This window comes from Mucilaginibacter sp. P1_D10, assembly GCF_056406215.1.
The window spans coordinates 168,095-188,539 of sequence record NZ_JBFUAP010000004.1 but is presented as its reverse complement, the minus strand read 5'-3'; the positions used below and the strand labels follow the sequence as shown (position 1 = coordinate 188,539).

Below are 20,445 nucleotides of genomic sequence, written 5' to 3'. Positions count from 1 at the left end.
CCTTATAATGACGCGGTGGTTAGGCTTTGCACCAATGAACCAGTGAACTAATGAACCAATAACCCTAATTCAAGGCCGGATTCTCGGGGAAGTTGGCTATATGGGCAAAACGCTGCCCAAGGCTGATGACCGTTTTCTTCCAGAGGTTATCCTCGCTGCTGCCAAAAATATTGTCGGCCTCGTATTTATCGGCTACAATCCAGGCATCTTCGCGCAGTTCGTTATCCAGTTGCCCGGGTGTCCAGCCGCTGTAACCGGTAAAAAACCGTATCTCGGTTTCGTTTAATTGATAGGTGGTTATCAGTTCCTTTATTTTCTCGAAATCGCCTCCCCAGAAAATGCCCTCGGCAATCTCGATACCATCGGTTATCTTTTCGGGGCAACGATGTATATAGTGCAGTGTATCCGGCGATACCGGCCCACCCGTGTAAACGGGTATTTCCGAGTAAGATACATCAGGCAGTATATCGCCCAGTAAATATTCGGTTTCGTGGTTAAGGATAAAGCCCATCGCGCCGGCCTCCGAGTACTCGGTAAGGATAATAACCGACCGCTTGAAGTTGGGATCGGGCATAAAGGGTTCTGATAAAAGCAAGCGCCCAGTGGCAGCCGGTGTTGGACTTAGCATGGATTTAATTTATGTTGTTATAACGCCAAATGTAAAATTATGTTCAATATCACTTAAAATGCCCACTATAACAATATGTACGGTATAATTAATTTGTAAGTTTGCGATAATGAACGAACAAGATATACAGAGCTTAAGGCAGGACTACAGTGCGGCCTCGCTTAGCGAGACCGATGTGGACGCCAACCCTATGCGCCAGTTTGATAAATGGTTTAACGACGCAATCAACGCAAAAGTACATGAGCCCAACGCCATGACGCTTGCTACCGCCACAACCGATGGCCGCCCCTCGGCACGTATTGTGCTGCTAAAAGGCTTTAGTGACGACGGCTTTAAATTTTACACCAACTACCTTAGCCGCAAAGGTAAAGAGATAAGCAAGAACCCCTTAGGCGCGCTTACCTTTTTCTGGGGCGACCTGGAGCGCCAGGTACGGGTAGAGGGTACTATAGAAAAACTCGACCGCAACTACTCCGAAAAATATTTCCACTCGCGCCCTAAAGCAAGTCAACTTGGTGCAATTGCATCGCCGCAAAGCCAGGAGATTGATGGCCGCGCAACATTGGAACAAAAAATGGCCGAACTGGAAGCTGAATATGCCGATAAAGACATACCCAAACCGGCATTTTGGGGCGGCTATGTATTACGCCCCCGCATGATAGAGTTTTGGCAGGGCCGCAGCAGCCGCCTGCACGATAGGATAGTTTTCAAAAAAACCGATAATAAAACCTGGAAGATAGTACGCCTGGCGCCATGACCATCGACGAGATCAAATCATTGCTTATTGAAAAATTCGGCGAAGGCATCGTTACGGGCGAAGAGCGCACCGGCATGCAGCCTGCATTACTGATAGATGCCGATCGCATTGCCGACGTTTGCCTGGAATTGCGCAATAACCCACGTACGTATTTCGATTTCCTAAGCTGCTTAAGCGGTGTTGACTATGGCGCGGAAGCAGGGCGTTTCGGCGTGGTTTATCATTTATCGTCTATTCCCTATAGTTTGCAGCTGGTATTAAAGATAAGCAAGGAAAATGGCCGGAATTTAGAGGAGCTTCCCACCTTCCCAAGCATTACCTCCGTTTACCGCGCCGCCGACTGGCACGAACGCGAGGCCTACGATATGCTGGGCATCTATTTTGAAGGCCACCCGGACTTGCGCAGATTGTTGATGCCCGATGATTGGGAAGGCTTTCCGTTACGAAAAGATTATCAAAACGCGGAGTATTATAAGGGGATAAAGATAGATTGATATAACACCACGTCATTGCGAGCGATAGCGTGGCAATCCCCGGCACGCAGAGCCGGCACGCAGAGCCGCCATGCAAATCAGCTATGCATGCCGAGGATTGCTTCGTTCCTCGCAAAGACGGGTTGGCAAAAAAGACAAGAAATAAAACTTGGAAACATCAACATCAAAATACAACCTCGCCCTCGAGCGCTATTACAAAAAGATAGCTGATGCCGCCGTGGAGGATATGGTGCTGAACATGGGGCCGCAGCACCCGTCTACGCATGGGGTTTTGCGGCTGGAACTGATTACTGATGGCGAGATCGTAAAAGAAGTTATCCCGCATATTGGTTACCTGCACCGCTGTTTCGAAAAGCATGCCGAATCGCTTACTTATCAGCAAACCATCCCTTTTACCGATAGGATGGATTACCTGGCTAGCATGAACAACAGCCACGCCTGGGTAATGGGTGTTGAACGGATGTTGGGCATTGACAAGGATATCCCCAAACGGATAGAATATATCCGCGTGCTGGTTTGCGAGCTTAACCGCATCGCATCGCATCTGATAGCTATCGGCACTTACGGCATAGATATAGGTGCCTTCACACCGTTCTTGTGGTGCTTCCGCGATCGCGAACATATCATGGGCATGTTGGAGTGGGCATCGGGCTCGCGCATGCTGTATAATTATATATGGGTAGGCGGCCTGTTTTACGATTTGCCGGTAGGCTTTGAAGAACGCTGCCGTGAGTTCGTAGACTACTTCCGCCCCAAAATGATTGAGCTTAACCGCCTGCTTACCGATAACCAAATATTCATCAGCCGCACGGCCAACGTGGGCGTGTTACCTTTAGATGTGGCCATCAACTATGGCTGTAGCGGTCCGGTACTGCGCGGCTCGGGCTTAAAATATGATTTAAGGCGTATCGATAATTACTCCGCCTATCCCGAACTGGAGTTCGAGGTGCCTATCGGTACTGGCCAGATGGGCACCGTAGGCGATTGCTGGGACAGGTACAAGGTACGTGTAGATGAGGTGGATGAATCGTTAAAAATAATTGAACAATGCCTCGACCGCCTGCAAAAAGAACTTAAACGCACGCCGGATTTCGACCCAAGGGCCAAACTTCCCCGCAAGCTCACGCCAAAACCGCAGGATTACTATATGCGCGCCGAAGGTACTAAGGGCGAACTGGGCTTTTATTTCATCCATGATAGCGACCGCAAGGAAATTCCTTTCCGCGTAAAATCGCGCGGGCCAAGTTTTTGCAACCTTTCTGTACTTGAAGAATTGGGTAAAGGCGTAATGATAGCCGACCTCATCGCCACCATCGGCTCGCTCGATTTTGTATTAGGCGAAGTGGATCGGTAATTAGAGGTTAGACGCCGGAGGTTAGATAAAAACCTGGCACATTCATTCATACGCTCTGGTATTCGTTTTCTCAAGAATTCGTGGAATTCGTGCTTTTTCAAATTCGTGAAATTCGTGTTATTTGGAATTCGTGTTATTTGAAATTCGTGTTGATGTGAAATCTAGGTTAATCCCTTTATCATTATCTTAGCCACTATGAAAAATACCCATACCCTATCGCGCTTCCTCCGCGTAAAAAACATCGCCATGATGCTGGCAATCCCGGTGCTCTTTGCAGCCGGCACAGCCTCGGCACAAATTAAAGACCCCATTGTAGACAACATCGTAAAAGAAGGCACCGACAATTCGCAGCTGGTAACGCTGGCGCATCAATTGTTCGATGGCATCGGTCCGCGCCTGGTAGGTACTCCACAGATGGAACAAGCCGGGCAGTGGGCGTTGCAAAAATATAAGGAATACGGCATCACCGCCCGTTACGAAAAATGGGGCGACTGGCGCGGCTGGCAACGCGGCATATCGCACATTGATATGGTTACACCGCGCGTAAAATCATTAGAAGGAACGCAGCTTGCCTGGAGCCCGGGCATGAAAAAGGCCGTGACTGCCGAAACCATCATCCTGCCCGAGTTTACCGATTCAATCGCTTTCCAGAAATGGTTACCCACCGTTAAAGGCAAATTTGTGATGATATCCATGAACCAGCCAACCGGTAGGCCCGATTACAACTGGACGGAATTCGGCACCAAAGATTCATTCGATAAGCTAAAAGCCGACCGCACCGCCCAAACCGATGCCTGGCGCAAACGTATCAGCAATACGGGCTTAACTAATAAAACACTCCCTGTTGCCTTGGAGAAGGCGGGTGCTGCGGGTATAGTTACCTCTAATTGGTCGGCAGGGTTTGGGGTGGATAAGATATTTGGCGCTTATACCAAAAAGGTCCCTACTGTAGATATCGCGCTGGAAGATTACGGCATGCTGTACCGCCTTACCGAAAACGGCGAGAAACCAACCATCAAGATATTGGCCGAATCTAAAGAACTTGGCGCGGTGCCAACTTTCAACATCATCGGCGAGATAAAAGGCACCGAAAAACCGGATGAATACGTAATGCTCTCCGCCCACTTCGATTCGTGGGACGGCGGCCAGGGCGCAACCGATAACGGTACCGGCACCCTAACGATGATGGAAGCCATGCGCATCCTCAAAAAAATATACCCTAACCCAAAGCGTACCATTTTGGTTGGCCATTGGGGCAGCGAAGAACAAGGTTTAAACGGCTCGCGCGCCTTTGTGGAAGATCACCCGGATATAGTGGCCAACCTGCAGGCGCTATTCAATCAGGACAATGGTACCGGCCGCGTGGTAAATATAGCGGGCCAGGGCTTTTTAAATAGCTACGATTACATTACCCGCTGGCTTAGCAAGGTACCTGCCGGCATCCGCGACCAGATAACCACCAACTTCCCTGGCGCGCCGGGCGGCGGCGGCTCGGATTTCGCGTCATTTGTAGCTGTAGGCGCACCAGGCTTTTCGCTCAGCTCTAATAGCTGGAGCTATGGCAGCTACACCTGGCACACCAACCGCGATACGTATGATAAAATCGTTTTCGACGATGTAAGGAACAACGCTATCCTCACGGCGATACTGGTTTACATGGCCTGCGAAGACCCTGCAAAAACCTCGCGCGACCGCATCGTATTGCCCATAAACACCAAAACCGGCGAACCAACCAAATGGCCCGCCCAGGTAAAAGCAAACAGGCACGGAGGATTTGAATAAAAACCATTTTCTGAACTCGAATTAAACGAATTTTAAGAATAGACAGAATATAATCCAACAAGGAAATTCTAAAAATTCGTTTAATTCGACAAATTCGAGTTCAGACAAATTCCTCAAAAAGCACAGCCTCACCCGCTGTGCTTTTTATTTAAAATTAATCCGTGTTGCCCATAGCTTAGGGCAATATTAATCATTAGGCTAATGCTTCCTTATTTGCTTACATTTAGCAAACCATTTATTGGCTATTACGTATCTTAGGCATAGTTTGAAAATAAATTAATGAAGAAATTATTAATTGTACTGTTTTTGTTGCCGGTTTATTGCATGGCCCAATCGGCTGGCGATTACATGACCAGCGGCAACACTAAAGCAAATATGAAGGATTATAAAGAGGCCATCGCCGATTTTAATCGTTCAATTCAAATGAACCCGGGTGTTGCAAGGGTGTACCTGTACCGCGCCAATGCCAAAAGCAATTTAGGAGATTACGCGGGAGCCGTTATCGATTTTACCAGCGCGCTAAACCTCGATCCGCGCCTGATAGATGCCTGGCATTACCGTGCAAATGCAAAAAGTAATTTAAAGGATTATGCTGGCTCAGTTGCCGATTTTGATAAGGCCATAGCCCTTAACCCGGTAAAAGGCGAATTATATAAATACCGTGCCGTAGCAAAAGCCAACCTGGGCGATAATAAAGGGGCGATGGCTGACTTTGATATGGCCGAAAAACTATTGCCCGGCGATGGCGATCTGATATTTTATCGCGCCAACTCCAAAGGAAACATGGGAGACTATAAGGGGGCTATTGCCGATTACGATGCCGCCATCAGGATTGAACCAAACAACGCCGAAGCCTGGTTTTACCGCGCCAATGCCAAAGCCAATCTGAGGGAATACAAAGGGGCTATTACCGATTATAAGCACGTAATTGACCTGAACCCGCAGATGCCGGAATTGTATCATTACCTCGCATCAGCATCTAGCAATGCAGATGACGACAAAGGCGCCATAGAGTTTTTCGACAAAGCTATAGAGCAGAACCCAAAAAAGGCCGAGCTTTTACTTGGCCGGGCCATCTCTAAAAATAACATGGAAGACTGGAGCGGCGCAATCGAAGACCTTAGCCACGCCATCACGCTCAACCCAAAATACGATGAGGCTTACCAGAATCGTGCCGATGTAAAAATCAACATGAAGAATTTTACCGGTGCGGTTGCGGATGCCGATACTTCTATCAACCTCAACTCCAAAAATGCCTATGGATACATGTCGCGTGCTAAGGCTAAGATAGAAATGAACGATACGGTAGGCGCCTTGGCCGATTTCAGCACAACTTTAAAACTCGAGCCGAAAGCAACTTATGCTTACCTGGGCAGCGGCGATATCAAAGCCGCACAGCATGATTACCCCGCAGCGATTGCTTTATACAGCAGATCCTTAACGCTCGACCCGCGTAATCCGAACGCCCTGTTGCATCGCGCACGCGTAAAAATGAGAGGCGGCGATATAGAAGGCGGCCTGGCTGATTATAGGGCCGCGATCGCTTCCACCCCGCAGAATAATGATCTATATGTGGATTATGGCAAGGCCCTGATTGCCGCCGGGCGATACACGCAGGCCGTGCAATTATTTGATGACGCGTTGGTGATAAACCCTAAGAACATCTATTTTTATAGCTTCCGCGGCGTGGCCAAAAGCAAACTGGCCGACCTTGACGGTGCCATGGCCGACCACAATATGGCTATAAAACTGGCTCCCTCCTCATCAGATGCTTTTATTAATCGTGGCAATAGCCTTGTGGCATTGAAAAAATACGACGAAGCCCTTATCGATATCAACAAAGGCATCTCTTTGAACGAAACAAACGACGATGCCTACCTTGCCCGCGCCGACCTTAAGCTGGCCAAGCAGGAATACCTGGGTGCCGTTTACGATTATATAAACGTTTTACTGCTTAACCAGAACAATATAAAAGCCTACATCGGCCGTGCCATTGCCGAAAGTTTTACCGGCGACACCCTTGCCATGAAGAAAGATTTTGCTACGGCTCTTAAGCTGGAACCCAAAAGCAGCGAAGTGTATATGGCCCGCGCGAATGCACGAATCAACCTGAAAAACTGGGCCGCCGCTCTTGCTGATTTGAATACCGTGATAACCCTCGACCCTAAAAACGCCGCTGCCTACTTAAACCGCGGGGTTATCAAGGCACAGCGCGGCGAAAAAACAACCGGTTGCGCCGATATAAATAAAGCTGTAAGTTTAGGTTCTAAAGATGCTGCCGATAAATTGGCTTTGTATTGTAAGTAGAGATTAGCGCATAAAGTCCCCGATAGTTATCGGGAGGAGGTTAGTTGGGTTTCCGGCTAACCTCTTTTTATTTAGCATTACTTCTTTGCGAGACGCAGAAGGGCTGACTGGTGTGAGGGGCGACGTGGCAATCCTCGGCAGGCATGTGTGACCTGCATTGCGGCCCTACTTGCCGATGGTTGCCACGCTATCGCTCGCAATGACGTGGTGGTGATGGCCTTCGCCTCTAAAACAAAAAAGACGCGAAATATCGCGTCTCTAATTTTTTAATTCGTGAATTTTGTGTCGATATTACTTCTCGTACAACTCCAGCGGCAAGCCATCCGGATCCTGGAAGAAAGTAAAGCGTTTGCCTGTAGTTTCGTCTATACGGATGGGTTCCGTGACAACACTGTATTCGTTGATATGGAAAACAGCTTCATCGATATTATCCACCTCAAAAGCCAGGTGCCTTAAGCCCGATGCCTCGGGGCGCGATGGCCTTGCGGGCGGGTTGGGGAACGAGAACAATTCTATCTGGTATTGGCCACCTACTTCAAGGTCAAGTTTATAGGAATCCCTTGCCTCGCGATACGTTTCCAGCACGATATTAAAGCCAAGCACCTCTGTATAGAAGTGCCTGGACTTTTCGTAATCCGAACAGATAATGGCGATATGGTGTATCTTATTCAGCTTAAGCATTAGGCTTCACCAAGGCTTACGTGTAAAACGTTGCTGTGTACCATCTTAATATCGGTGATGTTACCAAACAGTTCTTCGTCTATATTGGTATTGCCGATGCCGTTAACGGTGCCCAGCAAGCTGAATTCCACCTCGCTGGTAGCCATCATTTCGATGAAACGTTCCTGGTCGTCAGGTGCGATACTCACTACCACCCTACCCTGTGCCTCGCCGAAAAGGAAAGCATCTTTGCGGACGCTGTTATCGCTATCTATATCGAAACCTAATCCGTTTGGTAAGCAAGATTCTACCAGTGCAACGTATAAACCGCCATCGGCCACATCATGCGCAGACTGCACCACTTTGTGTTTGATGAGCTCTTTAACCACCTGATGCATAGCGTATTCTTTATCGATATCGAAATATGGTGCCGGTGCAGCAGTTATTTTATGGTAAGAAGCCAAATATTGTGAAGAAGCAATATCGTTTTGAGATTCACCAATTAAATAAATCAAATCGCCGGGTTGCTTAAAGTCCAGGGTCATCAGGTTGCTTTGGTCGTCCATTACGCCTAGCATGCCTATGGTTGGGGTCGGGAACACCGGGCCCTCGTCGCTCGATTGGTTGTAGAAGCTCACGTTACCGCCGGTTACCGGAGTTTCGAATTTGCGGCAGGCTTCGCCCATGCCTTTTATCGCACCCACAAATTGCCAGTAAACTTCTGGTTTGTAGGGGTTACCAAAGTTTAAGCAATTGGTAATGGCAACCGGCTCGCCACCTGCACAGGTAATGTTACGGGCAGCTTCGGCAACGGCAATGGCGGTACCTTTCTGGGGGTCGGCATATACGTAGCGCGAGTTGCAATCGCAGGTAAGTACGATAGCTTTATTGGTTTCTTTAACTGCAACTACTGCCGCATCACTTGGGCGGTTGGTGGTCATGGTAGCGGTGCCAATCATCGAATCGTACTGGTCGGTTACCCAACGTTTCGATGCGATATTCGGGTGGGCTATCAAATGTTCGGCAACGTCTACCAAATCCGCAGGTTCGGCAACATCTTCTATCTTAAATTTCTGGTTTGCGGCAAAGTAAGCCGGTTCGCGGTATTCGCGTTCGTATATCGGTGCACCGCCGCCAAGCACTAAATCATCTGCAGGCACGTCGGCAACCTTTACGCCGTTCATAAAGTATTCCAGTCGTTGGGTATCGGTAACCTCGCCTATTATAGCGCAATTCAGGTCCCATTTATCGAACACAGCTTCTACAAGCGCTTCTTTTCCTTTTTCTACTACAATAAGCATGCGCTCCTGAGATTCGGAAAGCAATATTTCGTAGGGTTTCATGTTTTCCTGGCGCATAGGTACGCGGTCCAGATGGATGATCATGCCGTGCTCGCCTTTGGCGCTCATCTCCGAGTTGGAGCAGATGATACCTGCCGCACCCATATCCTGCATACCAATAACGGCACCTGTTTTAATTACTTCTAAGGTAGCTTCCAGCAATAATTTTTCCTGGAAGGGGTCGCCTACCTGCACCGCCGGCAAATCGTTTACCGAATCTTCGGTGATATCTTTCGATGCGAAAGCCGCGCCATGGATACCATCCTTGCCTGTTGCAGAACCAACGATGTAAACCGGGTTGCCAACACCGTAAGACGTAGCCGAAACGGTTTCACCTGCTTTTACGATACCTGCAGAGAATGCGTTTACCAGCGGGTTGATGTTATAACATTCATCAAAGAACAACTCACCGCCAACGGTAGGAATACCGAATGCGTTACCGTAATGGCTGATGCCTTTTACTACACCTTTTACCAGCCATTTGGTTTTGTCGAGGCTAAGGTCGCCAAAGCGTAAAGAGTTCATCTGGGCGATTGGCCTTGCGCCCATAGTAAATATATCGCGGTTGATGCCGCCCACGCCTGTTGCTGCACCCTGGTAAGGTTCCAGCGCCGAAGGGTGGTTATGAGATTCGATCTTAAAAGCACAGCCGATGCCGTCGCCGAGGTCTACTAAACCCGCGTTTTCTTCACCTGCTTTAGCCAGCATACGGGGGCTATCCTTAGGCAATGTTTTTAGCCAGGTAATGGAGTTTTTGTACGAGCAATGCTCGCTCCACATAACGGCGAATATCGAAAGCTCGGTAAAGTTGGGCACGCGGCCCATTATCTCGTTTATTCTGGCAAATTCTTCGGGTAAAAGACCAAGGTCTTTGGCGGTTTCAACGGTTGTTAATTCCTGGTTCTCCAATGTTTAATTGTTTATGTTGAAAGGATGCGCAAAATTAGGAAAAAGAGCGGGAATTTAGATATGAGATTTGAGATTTGAGAGGTGAGATATGCAAAAGCGGCATGAGACAGGGGATTTAGGGAGGAATAAACGAAATATTTTAAACAAAGCTTAAATTTGTAATGACTTTTACTTTGCATTCGGTTGTTAAATAATTATGGCGTTCCCTGCGGGCCGGGCTATCCACTGCAACTCCTCATTCCGTCCCCACTGATAGAGGTGGGGACTGCATTCCGGGGTTTCCGTTTCTATCCCTAACGCAATTCCGGTTTTTTTTAATAAAATAGGGTTAACGCAATAGCGGACCTTCGTCAACATTAATTCTGTTGCCATTGCAAAACAACAAAAAGCCGCAACAGAATTAATTCCGCTACGGCACTCACAAATCACCCTTCAAACTTTTCTAACTTTTTAACCAAAACCAACCTTTTTAACTTTCATTATTTATTCTTCGGGCAGTTGGAAATTGATCGGGATGGTGTACCTCACCCTTACCGGCTGGCCGTTCTGGATACCAGGTTTCCAGGCTTTAGCAAGCTTGAGTACACGCATAGCTTCTTCGTCGAATCCATAACCGGCGCCACGTACAACGGTTATATTGGATAGTTCGCCATTCTTTTCTATCACGAAGCTCATGATTACCCTGCCCGATACATTTGCATCCTGGGCCTGCGCCGGGAAATGCAAGGCCCTACCCAAAAACTTGCCGAATGCCGCCATGCCGCCATAAGGTTCGGGGTTCGCTTCCAGGCCGATGCCGGAGGGTACTATTTCATTGCCGTTGCCAGCCGGCGCGGTGCCTATACCTCCGGTTTTAGGGTCGTCAGGTATCTGCGGCGGCCCTTCAGGGCCTGCTGTTGTGGTTTGCCCGACGTTGCCTGTAAGCTCCTTTATTTTGGGTGGATCTTCTGTTACCGGCTTATCGGTTACCACAACCGTTATGAACTTGGTTGTTGCAGCGGTCGGAAGCTGTTTTGCAGGTGCCGACGGTTTCACAGGATCAGGCTTTTTTACATCAGGCTTTACTGGCGGAGTTTTTAAAGTTGGGATATAAACATCAACTTTTTTATCGATAATTTCCGCCGGTTCGGTTTTAAACGCAAAGTTTAAAACCAATGCGCCGGTGATAACCACGGCGAAGGCAATGGCCATCGCTTTATTAAGTGTGCCTGCATAGTGGTGCCTAAGGTCGTAAGCACCGTAGGCTTTGTTGCGGTCGTCGAATACAAGGTCGAGCCACTCGCTCTTGTACAAATCAAATTTTGTGTTTAGCATAACGTTTAGAATTAAATTTTTCTATATAACGTTATGGCAATACAAAATGTTGTGCAAAAAAGAATTATTACAAAATAATCATTTGAATATATTCAATATTACAAATTTTATATTGCGATGCACTAATTATTGGGAATTATATTTGGATAAATATAGGCCAAAATCTACCACTTATCGGTAACAACCTTCTTCAGGGGCTCTTCTGTGCGCAAAACGGGCACCCTATCCATGTATTTGATAAGCTTGGTTGCCGTGGCCTTGCAAAACGCGCCAACCTGGTCAAGGTATAAATCGGTATCTTTTTCGCTGTATTTGGTCCAGATCTTTTCCAGCGGAAACTCTATACCCGATTGCGTAGCCATATTGCCGTAGCGGTTTATCTTGTAAGGCTTAAATACAAAATCGCTGAGCTTAAAGCGATATTTTTGATCTTTTACGTCGATGGTAAAAGTATAAGTAACCTCGCCTCCTTCCTTTTTGCTCACCAGCGAATTGGTGTAAAGCACCGTTTTATCTTTGGCTGTTATGCTACCGGCAGATGCCTTGCCGCTGGCTTTTATTTCCTGGCTTTTCATGAATGCAAGGGCACGGTTAAACAGCGTATCGGCGGTAAAGTCTTTTTTGTCTACCACCTGATAGTACACGTATTTGTTGTTTTCGTCGGACTGGAGCAGGTCTTTTTGTGCGCGGGCGGTATTGATTGCCAGGATGCAGGCGATGCAAAGAAATAATTTTTTCATATAATAAAGATAAGCCATCCATAAACAAATATGGATGGCTTACCGGAAATAATTTAAACGATGTGTTTATTAGAAAGCGTAAACAGCTGCTAACACAAACTGAGACGCTTTTTTTGTGCCAAGCATGTCGCTGTTTACAAAAACCTCGTCGTTAGCGCTATCAAGCCTCAACTCAGGAATGATAGTTAAAGGGCCTGCTTTGATGTTAGATGTTAAAGTGAACGCTTTAACACTCGGGCCACCGTCTTTCCATTTGAAGTATTCGCCTCTTAAGCCGAAAGTTACGCTTGAGCTTGCCGCAATCTGCGGATATAAAGCGATACCCTGGAAACCACCCGGGCTATTTGGCGCGTTGAAATCAGCTGCGTTTAAACCTAATTTGAATGCATCGGTAATTTGGTATGCAGTGGTGATATCAAATTCGGTACCTGACGTTTTGCCACTAACTAAGTTGAAGTAAGCTGTCCAGCCTTTTGCAGGGCTCAGGAACAACTGTGCGCCAAAAGTAGACACATCTTTGGTAGATGAATAGTTGTTCCAGCCATCATTGAAAACACCAGCCATAAAGCTAGCTTTGTCTGAGAAGGTGTAGGTACCTTTCAAACCTGCATTCTGGAACGGGCCGTTGGTGAACAGGTACGAAGTTGAGTAGTTAAAGTTACCTACCGGGGAGATAACTTCGTAACCTACAAACGTAGCCATGTAACCACCTGTAACGGTAAACTTATCGCTCAAATCGTATGATACGTATAAGTTTTGAATGTGGTAAGAATCGCCGCTTGCACCGTTAGGGATTGATTGTGCCTGGCCGCGCGGGCCGAAGCTCAACTCGCCAACGAAAGCAGCTTTACCTACTTTTTTCTTCAGACCCAGGTCAATCATACCGATAGAGATCGAATTCTGGTCGCTTGCGAAGCTGGTACCGATGTTAGAACTGCCGCTCTGTGATTTAAAGCCAGAGAAATCGTTTTTGTAGTAGGTGTCTACCGAACCGAAAATAACCAACGGCGGATCTACTTTAGGCGCATCCTGTGCCTTCGCGGTAAAAGTAGCTGCTGCTGCTGCAAAAAATGATAAGAGTAAAAGTTTTCTTTTCATGGATAAGGAATTAAAATTTAATTGTTTTTGTTAATTGTTGTTGTTGTTCTTAAATATCTTTTGTGCGTAATTTTCACGTTTTGAGCTAATTTGCCTAGTTCAATAAATGCCTTTCACTAAATTTCTCCAAGCTATATATAAACCCTTGCGCAGTTGGCGTGTGGCGGGCAGCATTCCTGCTTTAGCCAACCGCACAAGGGTAATATTTCAAATCATCACAAACCTTAGGCAGGCTGTTTCACGCCCTTGTCCATAAGGTCGCTTAAGCTAACATCTTCTAAATCGGCGGGATAAACTTCGGTACCGTGATCGAACACATCCAAGCCGCCTGTGCCAAGTTCGCCATGTTCTTCAACACGCAGTCTCCATGGGTGCGGTAATTTGTTGATGATAAACATCATGGCAAAGGTAATTATGAATACAGCAGCAGTAATGATAAAGCTACCTACCGCTTGGGCCTCAAGTACACTAAAGCCGCCGCCGTAAAACAAACCTGTAACCGGGGCGGTATTATCTGCACCTGTAGGTGTTGTAAAGCCATACTGGCCCGACGCAAATAAACCTAAAGATAAAGTGCCCCAGATGCCGTTTAAGCCGTGTACCGAAAATGCACCAACCGGATCATCTATACGGAACCACTCCACTAAATAGATACCGCCAACTACGATAAAACCGGCAACACCTCCTAATAAAATCGAACCTAAAGGGCTAACCCAATAACAAGGGCAGGTAATTGCCACCAAACCGGCAAGGAAACCATTTACGGTAAATGCCAAATCGAACTTGCCTTTTGTTTTGCCCCACCACAATGCGGCAAGCATAGCAGTAAAACCGCCCGCGCAGGCAGCAAGAGTTGTATTGGTAGCTATACGGCCAATACCTTGCATATCCATTGCATTTAAAGTAGAACCGGGGTTAAAACCGTACCAGCCAAACCACAGGATAAAACCACCCACGGCAGCTACCAATAAGTTATGGCCTGCAGGTAGGCCGCCTTTTTCTTTATTATCGCGGGCAAAGATGCGGCCCAAACGAGGCCCTAGTACTATTGCGCCGGCTATAGATGCCACACCACCTATGGTATGCACTACTGTTGACCCTGCAAAGTCGCGGAATCCCTGTCCTAAAAATGGCAGGAAACCGGTTGGTGTACCCATGGTAACCAGGAATCCATCTGGTCCCCAGGCCCAGTGGCCAATTATTGGGTATATAAAGCCGGTAATACCGATAGAGTAAAGGATATCGCCACGGAAGCTTGTGCGGCCTATCATAGCACCAGATACAATGGTCGAGCAGGTATCAGCAAATGCAAACTGAAAAATCCAGTGAGCAATTACCGGTACACCATACGCAAGGTAAGTATCGGGGATATTTTGTAAGAAGAACCAGTTCTTACCGTCGGCACCGCCCCAGCCAATAAAGCCGTTGCCCTGGCCGAACATGAATGCATAACCGATAGCGTAAAATAAGATGCCGCAAAGGCAGGTATCAAAAATACATTCCATTAGTACGTTAACAGTTTCTCTTTTACGAGCGAAACCAGCCTCAAGCATAACAAAGCCTGCCTGCATGCCAAATACAAGGAACGCTGCAACCAGTGTCCACATCGTGTTGATGGCGTTCATAGTAGTTGTTTCATGCGCGGTGTACGTTTCTGCCGCATGCGCAGGTGTTCCAAAAAAGTTCGGCAAAACCATCATGGCCATCACAACCAGGAACAGCCCGGTCATTTTCCCGATAAAAATAGTAGCGCCGAGCTGCCATTTTTCCTTGGACAGCTGCCGGAACGAGTCCAGCAGGCTGATTTTTGTAGAATTACTCTTCATTCGTTGTTTAATTAAGTGGATTGATATGATAAAAAAAGTCTTTTTAACAAATGGGGGCGTAGAATCATTTTATTAAACATCTAATCAATAATAATATCTATAGAATTGGTATTGATTTTAATTTTTTTATGAAAATATGAATGAATTTTAATAAAAACAAATCACAAATGAAATATTTTCAATAAAAGTGGTTATAATTTCAATTATTAACATATACAAAACATGTTTTTATTTTTAAAAAGCTAAATAAACAACCATTATTTATAAATTTTACAATTACATCGCTTCCAATGGCCACTATTTTGAGTTTTTTATAAAATTTACAAAAATTTAAACATAAATTAATTCAAAACGTATGCTATGCATGCATAATTTTAAGAAATTGGTACTTTTTAAAGCATTTTAAGGGTTTTACAAGCGGGATTAGTATTAATTTAACATAATTCTCTTTGTTGGATAATACATGTGCTTTATACTCATTATTTTAAATGATTTCCTAATTTTGGCGTTACCAATCAGTAATACTTATGCCAAATATTCGATTCCAGGCGCTACGGACGGCGCTTAACCGCGAAATCCCCGAAATAAAAACACCCTCCAACAAAATATCCGACTATTTTGGCGCGAATGTGTTCGATAAGCACAAAATGAAAGACTATCTTTCTACTGAAGCTTATAACGGCATAGCAAATTCTATAGATAACGGCGTAACCATACCGCGCGAACTGGCAGAACAGGTGGCATCGGCCATGCGTGCCTGGGCCATGAGCAAAGGCGCCACCCATTATACTCACTGGTTTCAGCCACTAACCGGTAGCACTGCCGAAAAACACGATGCGTTTTTTGAGCCGACCAGTACCGGCAGCGCCATAGAACGCTTCAGCGGCGATGCACTTGCCCAACAGGAGCCTGATGCATCCAGCTTCCCCAGCGGTGGACTGCGCAACACTTTCGAGGCGCGTGGCTATACCGCATGGGATCCCTCCTCTCCTGCCTTCGTTATCGGTCGCACACTGTGCATCCCTACGGTATTCGTATCGTACACCGGCGAAGCATTAGATTATAAGGTACCTTTATTAAAGGCATTAAGCGCCATGGATAAGGCGGCGGTTGATGTTTGCCATTACTTTGATAAAAGCATAGAGAAGGTGAACGCTTCGCTGGGTATTGAGCAGGAATATTTTTTGGTTGATACCGCGCTATTTAGTGCCCGGCCAGATCTGTTCCTCACCGGCCGCACCTTATTCGGCCATATGTCGGCCAAAAACCAGCAATTGGAAGATCATTACTTTGGTTCTATACCTGGCCGGGTGTATGCCTTTATGCAGGATATGGAGACCGAGGCCCTACAGTTAGGGATCCCCCTAAAAACCCGCCACAACGAGGTTGCGCCATCGCAATTTGAGTGCGCACCTGTTTACGAAGAAATAAACCTGGCTATAGATCATAACCAACTGTTAATGGATATTATGGACCGTGTTGCCGCGCGCCATAACTTTAAAGTGCTGCTGCACGAGAAGCCCTACGCCGGTATCAATGGCTCGGGTAAGCACAATAACTGGAGCCTGATTACAAACACGGGCAAAAACCTGCTTTCGCCCGGTAAAACACCCAAGAACAACCTGCAGTTTTTAACGTTTTTCGTCAACACCATCAAAGCGGTGCACGATCACGCCGATTTGTTGCGTGCATCCATCGCATCGGTAAATAACGACCACCGCCTTGGAGCCAACGAAGCCCCCCCGGCAATCATATCCATTTTCCTGGGCAGCCAGTTGAGCGAAGTTTTGGATGAGATAGACACCTCGCGCCTGAGCAAGAAAATAAAAGACGAGAACTCGCTTTGGCAGGGCATCCCTAAAATACCGCAAATATTGCCCGACAATACCGACCGTAACCGCACCTCCCCTTTTGCCTTTACCGGCAACAAGTTCGAGCTGCGTGCTGTGGGATCCTCGGCAAACTCGGCCAGCCCGATGACGATCTTGAACCTCATCGTAGCCGACCAACTGAAAAAATTCAAAATAGATGTAGATAAGCTCATCAAAAAAGGCGAGAAAAAAGATGTAGCATTGATGACCATTATTAAAAGGTATATCAAAGAATCGCGCAGCATACGTTTCGAGGGCAACGGTTACAGCGACGAATGGGAACAGGAAGCTGCAAAACGCGGATTAGCTAATATTAAAACCACGCCCAAAGCACTGGATGCGTTCTTATCGGACAAAGCCACAGAACTATTTGCCGAAACCGGGGTATTCACCCGCCGCGAAGCACTTGCCCGCCACGAGATACTGTTAGAGAGTTTCTATAAAAAACTACAGATCGAGGCCCGCGTAATTGGCGAACTGGCCATAAATAGTATTATTCCGGCGGCTATTGCTTACCAAAGCAAACTGGTAGACAGCGTAAGGGGCCTTAAAGAAATAGGGCTGCCCGAAAGCAGCTACAGCGCGCAACTGGATATCATCGCCAAAATAGCCGAGCACATAAATGCCACCAAATTAAATGTGGATGAGATGATAGACGAGCGTAAAAAAGCAAATAAGATCGAAGATATACGCCAGCGCGCTATAGATTACGATGAAAAAGTAAAAACTTACTTCGCAACCATACGCTTCCATGTAGATAAGCTGGAGCAATTGGTAGATGACGCCCTATGGCCGTTGCCAAAATTCAGGGAATTGCTGTTCACGAAATAAATAGACACGAATTTCCGCTAATTGAATCGAATTTCACGAATTTTCAGCTTCGTCCTATTCTTTAGAAAAATTGGACGATAATTCTTAATTCGTGAAAGTCGATTTATTAGGTACACCAAATGTTACTATAGAACGTGAAACTGCTATTTGACTGAAAAGCTCAAGCAAACGAGACTAATCTGCACATCTGAAATCTGCACATCTGAAATCTGATTACATCGGCTCGCCGCCGTCGAAATCGCGTGGTTTGTATTCGTCTTCGGGTTTTTCGGGCAGGCCGAGGGCAAAGGTTGGATCGGCCTTTAATACCGAATTGTACTGCACTACGCAAAGCCCGTAGCAAAGCACAAATGGGATAATGGTAAGGAATTTATCAGGCTCAACCAGGTACTCGCCAAGGGTAACAGAAAAATACGCCAGCAGATATGCCATGGGGAAGTAAACGATAAAGTAGCGATAGGCTGGATTTTGGCGCATCGTGAGCAGAAACAGGAGCAATACGTGTGTTTCTAACAAAAGAAAAACCTTAACGCTTTCCCATATAGTGGCGGTTGAACTGGTAAAATTCACCGCCAGGGACATCTCCTGCTCAATGGATGTTTTTGGCATGCCCAATATTAAACTTAATATGATCAGCAGGACTAAATATATCCTAAACGTTATTTTCATTGATGCCCTAATATAGGCTGTTGTATTTAATAATTGCTAATTATGAGCAAATAAATCCGCTTCCTGTTGCTGTTTTATCATTATCGCGCGGTATTTGCTCAACAAGGCCGATTTGCCCACGAAGCCAATAAAACGCCCCTCTTTCATCACCGGCAGTTGCCACACTTCCAGGTTGTCGAATAGTTCCATCACGTGGCTTACGGCATCGGTGTGCTCAATTAATGCAGGCGGGGTAACCATGATATCTTCAACCGTTTCGCATTCTGTATCGGTGCCGAAAAGGTGCCGGCGTATCTCGTCCATCCAAATTACGCCTTCCAATTCGCCCTCTGCCGTAAGTATCGGGAAGATGTTAGCATCGGTATCGGCCAATATTTGGTGCAGGTTAGCCAGTGGCATCTGCTTATTAATTGCCGTAAACTTTTTATTGATGATGGCATCAAGCACGATGTTATTGAGCATATGATAATCTTGCCCCGGATGGATATTGTTTTCGTGTACCAGGTGGTGCCAGTACATATTATGCGGATTTGACAACTTCGCGATAATATAGGATATAGCCGATACGATCATCAGCGGGATAAAAAGCACGTAGCCGCCGGTAATCTCGGCAATCAAAAATATCGCCGTCAGCGGCGCATGCAATACGCCGCTTAAAGCACCAGCCATACCCGCCGCAATAAAGTTGCTCGTATTTAAGTGTATCAGCCCTGTTTGGTTGATGCCGAATGCCACCAATAAACCTAAGAATGCCCCCGTGAACATAGTAGGCGCAAATGTACCGCCGTTACCACCCGAGCCGATAGTAATGCCGGCCGCCACTATCTTCATAAGCACCAACCCGGCTATGAATAGCAACATGAGCATTGGGTTCGATAGCGAAGCCCCAAAAAAAGTCTCCTCCTTAAGGGCCTCTATATTGCCGTTCAGCATCTCCTGCAGGTAATGGTACCCTTCTGCAAAAAGCGGCGGGAATACCATAATCATAAGCCCCAAAATGAGGCCTCCCATTATGGCGCGCACGTAACGGTTCTGGCGCATAAATATGCCTTTCTCCAATTTGCCGCCAACTTTTGCAATGTAAATAGACACCCATCCGCATAGCAGGCCCAGCAACACGTAAAACGGCAGCGCGGTCATTACCCAACCATCGGTTATCAAATGGAATAGCTGGCCCGAATACAATATTTTAGATACCACTACGCCGGTGGCCGATGCAATGAGCAAGGGTATGAATGTGGGGATGGTTATCTCTCCTATCAGAATCTCCAATGAGAACAATACCCCGGCAATTGGGCTATTGAATACCGCAGCTATACCGGCGGAAGCACCGGCGGCTATCAGCACCGTTTTTTCGTAGGGGCTCAGCTTAAAAAGCCGGCCCAGGTTTGAACCCAGGGCCGCGCCCGTGCAAACGATAGGTGCCTCAAGGCCCGAGGAACCCCCGAAGCCAACCGTGAGCGAACTGGTTACCAAATGCGAATAGATGTTGTTTAACCTGATGCCGGAGCGGTTCTTTTTGATGTTGACCAGTATATTGCCTATGCCTTTCTGCATCTTATCGCGGTTGATGAGGTGCTGCCAGGCCACAGTAAGCAGTATGCCCAGCGCGGGCAAAAACACATATATAATATGGTATGGCAAATGCGAGGATATATTGCGGCTAAGCCCTTCCATCAAATGCACCAGGAATTTAAGGGCCACGGCAGCTAATCCGCCAAATAAACCTACCGCTACACTGCAATAAATTAAAAAATTACGTTGCCCGTTAAGCGTGAGGCGCAAGCGGTTGAGTTTATGACTTAAAGATTTGAACATAGAAGAGACAGATGTGGCAAATTAACAATTTTAGCCCGCAAAAGGGT

Annotated in this window: 15 protein-coding genes; 6 read left to right on the top strand and 9 right to left on the bottom strand. The window is 46.7% G+C overall.

Annotated features, from left to right (window positions below):
• Positions 1-64: 64 nt before the first annotated feature.
• A complete protein-coding gene (locus AC1DYT_RS07630) occupies positions 65-574 on the bottom strand; it encodes a YqgE/AlgH family protein (protein ID WP_477469036.1) in 510 nt (169 codons plus the stop codon).
• 163 nt (positions 575-737) lie between these two features.
• On the opposite strand from AC1DYT_RS07630, the gene pdxH reads away from it, so the two are divergent.
• The 5 genes from pdxH to AC1DYT_RS07605 all read left to right on the top strand — a co-directional run bounded on the left by pdxH (position 738) and on the right by AC1DYT_RS07605 (position 7,322).
• A complete protein-coding gene (gene pdxH / locus AC1DYT_RS07625; protein ID WP_477469035.1) occupies positions 738-1,385 on the top strand; it encodes a pyridoxamine 5'-phosphate oxidase in 648 nt (215 codons plus the stop codon).
• A complete protein-coding gene (locus AC1DYT_RS07620; RefSeq protein ID WP_477469034.1) occupies positions 1,382-1,879 on the top strand; it encodes an NADH-quinone oxidoreductase subunit C in 498 nt (165 codons plus the stop codon). Before pdxH ends, AC1DYT_RS07620 begins: the two co-directional genes overlap by 4 nt.
• Before the next feature lie 226 nt (positions 1,880-2,105).
• Positions 2,106-3,233: an NADH-quinone oxidoreductase subunit D gene (locus AC1DYT_RS07615; protein ID WP_477469245.1), complete on the top strand. Its 1,128-nt coding sequence runs from the start codon at positions 2,106-2,108 to the stop codon at positions 3,231-3,233.
• A 195-nt stretch (positions 3,234-3,428) separates the two neighbouring features.
• Positions 3,429-5,015 carry a M20/M25/M40 family metallo-hydrolase gene (locus tag AC1DYT_RS07610; protein WP_477469033.1) on the top strand — a complete coding sequence of 529 codons (1,587 nt, stop codon included), beginning with the start codon at positions 3,429-3,431 and terminating at the stop codon, positions 5,013-5,015.
• 279 nt (positions 5,016-5,294) lie between these two features.
• Positions 5,295-7,322 (top strand): tetratricopeptide repeat protein, encoded by a 2,028-nt coding sequence (locus AC1DYT_RS07605; protein ID WP_477469032.1) that lies wholly within the window; start codon positions 5,295-5,297, stop codon positions 7,320-7,322.
• Between the two features lie 291 nt (positions 7,323-7,613).
• Here the strand turns inward: AC1DYT_RS07605 and gloA2 are convergent, their stop codons facing one another.
• From gloA2 to AC1DYT_RS07575, 6 genes are all read right to left on the bottom strand, one after another.
• The gene (gene gloA2 / locus AC1DYT_RS07600) at positions 7,614-8,003 is read right to left on the bottom strand and encodes an SMU1112c/YaeR family gloxylase I-like metalloprotein (protein ID WP_477469031.1); all 390 of its coding nucleotides are present in this window, start codon (positions 8,001-8,003) and stop codon (positions 7,614-7,616) included.
• Positions 8,003-10,231, bottom strand: coding sequence for a phosphoribosylformylglycinamidine synthase subunit PurL (gene purL, locus AC1DYT_RS07595; RefSeq protein WP_477469030.1), 2,229 nt, complete (start codon positions 10,229-10,231; stop codon positions 8,003-8,005). Before purL ends, gloA2 begins: the two co-directional genes overlap by 1 nt.
• 483 nt (positions 10,232-10,714) lie before the next feature.
• Positions 10,715-11,545: an energy transducer TonB gene (locus AC1DYT_RS07590; protein WP_477469029.1), complete on the bottom strand. Its 831-nt coding sequence runs from the start codon at positions 11,543-11,545 to the stop codon at positions 10,715-10,717.
• 164 nt (positions 11,546-11,709) lie between these two features.
• On the bottom strand, positions 11,710-12,285 hold the full coding sequence (locus tag AC1DYT_RS07585; RefSeq protein WP_477461118.1) for a DUF4468 domain-containing protein: 576 nt from the start codon (positions 12,283-12,285) through the stop codon (positions 11,710-11,712).
• Between the two features lie 69 nt (positions 12,286-12,354).
• Entirely contained in the window at positions 12,355-13,383 is a 1,029-nt protein-coding gene (locus AC1DYT_RS07580) for a porin (RefSeq protein WP_477469028.1), read from the bottom strand.
• A 224-nt stretch (positions 13,384-13,607) separates the two neighbouring features.
• Entirely contained in the window at positions 13,608-15,209 is a 1,602-nt protein-coding gene (locus AC1DYT_RS07575) for an ammonium transporter (RefSeq protein WP_477469027.1), read from the bottom strand.
• A gap of 527 nt (positions 15,210-15,736) precedes the next feature.
• Between AC1DYT_RS07575 and AC1DYT_RS07570 the strand changes: the two genes are divergently transcribed.
• On the top strand, positions 15,737-17,911 hold the full coding sequence (locus tag AC1DYT_RS07570; protein ID WP_477469026.1) for a glutamine synthetase III family protein: 2,175 nt from the start codon (positions 15,737-15,739) through the stop codon (positions 17,909-17,911).
• A 213-nt stretch (positions 17,912-18,124) separates the two neighbouring features.
• Here AC1DYT_RS07570 and AC1DYT_RS07565 read toward each other — a convergent pair whose 3' ends face one another.
• Both AC1DYT_RS07565 and AC1DYT_RS07560 read right to left on the bottom strand, forming a co-directional pair.
• Positions 18,125-18,520, bottom strand: a complete 396-nt coding sequence (locus tag AC1DYT_RS07565) for a hypothetical protein (RefSeq protein WP_477469025.1) — start codon at positions 18,518-18,520, stop codon at positions 18,125-18,127.
• Positions 18,521-18,616: 96 nt separating this feature from the next.
• The gene (locus tag AC1DYT_RS07560; protein WP_477469024.1) at positions 18,617-20,398 is read right to left on the bottom strand and encodes a chloride channel protein; all 1,782 of its coding nucleotides are present in this window, start codon (positions 20,396-20,398) and stop codon (positions 18,617-18,619) included.
• Positions 20,399-20,445 lie beyond the last annotated feature (47 nt).

Bases quoted from the DNA above. Each gene is read 5' to 3' on its own strand.
- AC1DYT_RS07605 (WP_477469032.1), top strand. From the start codon at position 5,295: ATGAAGAAATTATTAATTGTACTGTTTTTGTTGCCGGTTTATTGCATG.
- AC1DYT_RS07585 (WP_477461118.1), bottom strand. From the start codon at position 12,285: ATGAAAAAATTATTTCTTTGCATCGCCTGCATCCTGGCAATCAATACC.
- AC1DYT_RS07580 (WP_477469028.1), bottom strand. From the start codon at position 13,383: ATGAAAAGAAAACTTTTACTCTTATCATTTTTTGCAGCAGCAGCAGCT.
- AC1DYT_RS07560 (WP_477469024.1), bottom strand. From the start codon at position 20,398: ATGTTCAAATCTTTAAGTCATAAACTCAACCGCTTGCGCCTCACGCTT.
- AC1DYT_RS07590 (WP_477469029.1), bottom strand. From the start codon at position 11,545: ATGCTAAACACAAAATTTGATTTGTACAAGAGCGAGTGGCTCGACCTT.
- AC1DYT_RS07570 (WP_477469026.1), top strand. From the start codon at position 15,737: ATGCCAAATATTCGATTCCAGGCGCTACGGACGGCGCTTAACCGCGAA.
- AC1DYT_RS07575 (WP_477469027.1), bottom strand. From the start codon at position 15,209: ATGAAGAGTAATTCTACAAAAATCAGCCTGCTGGACTCGTTCCGGCAG.
- gloA2 (WP_477469031.1), bottom strand. From the start codon at position 8,003: ATGCTTAAGCTGAATAAGATACACCATATCGCCATTATCTGTTCGGAT.
- AC1DYT_RS07615 (WP_477469245.1), top strand. From the start codon at position 2,106: ATGGTGCTGAACATGGGGCCGCAGCACCCGTCTACGCATGGGGTTTTG.
- AC1DYT_RS07630 (WP_477469036.1), bottom strand. From the start codon at position 574: ATGCCCGATCCCAACTTCAAGCGGTCGGTTATTATCCTTACCGAGTAC.
- AC1DYT_RS07565 (WP_477469025.1), bottom strand. From the start codon at position 18,520: ATGCCAAAAACATCCATTGAGCAGGAGATGTCCCTGGCGGTGAATTTT.
- pdxH (WP_477469035.1), top strand. From the start codon at position 738: ATGAACGAACAAGATATACAGAGCTTAAGGCAGGACTACAGTGCGGCC.
- AC1DYT_RS07610 (WP_477469033.1), top strand. From the start codon at position 3,429: ATGAAAAATACCCATACCCTATCGCGCTTCCTCCGCGTAAAAAACATC.
- AC1DYT_RS07620 (WP_477469034.1), top strand. From the start codon at position 1,382: ATGACCATCGACGAGATCAAATCATTGCTTATTGAAAAATTCGGCGAA.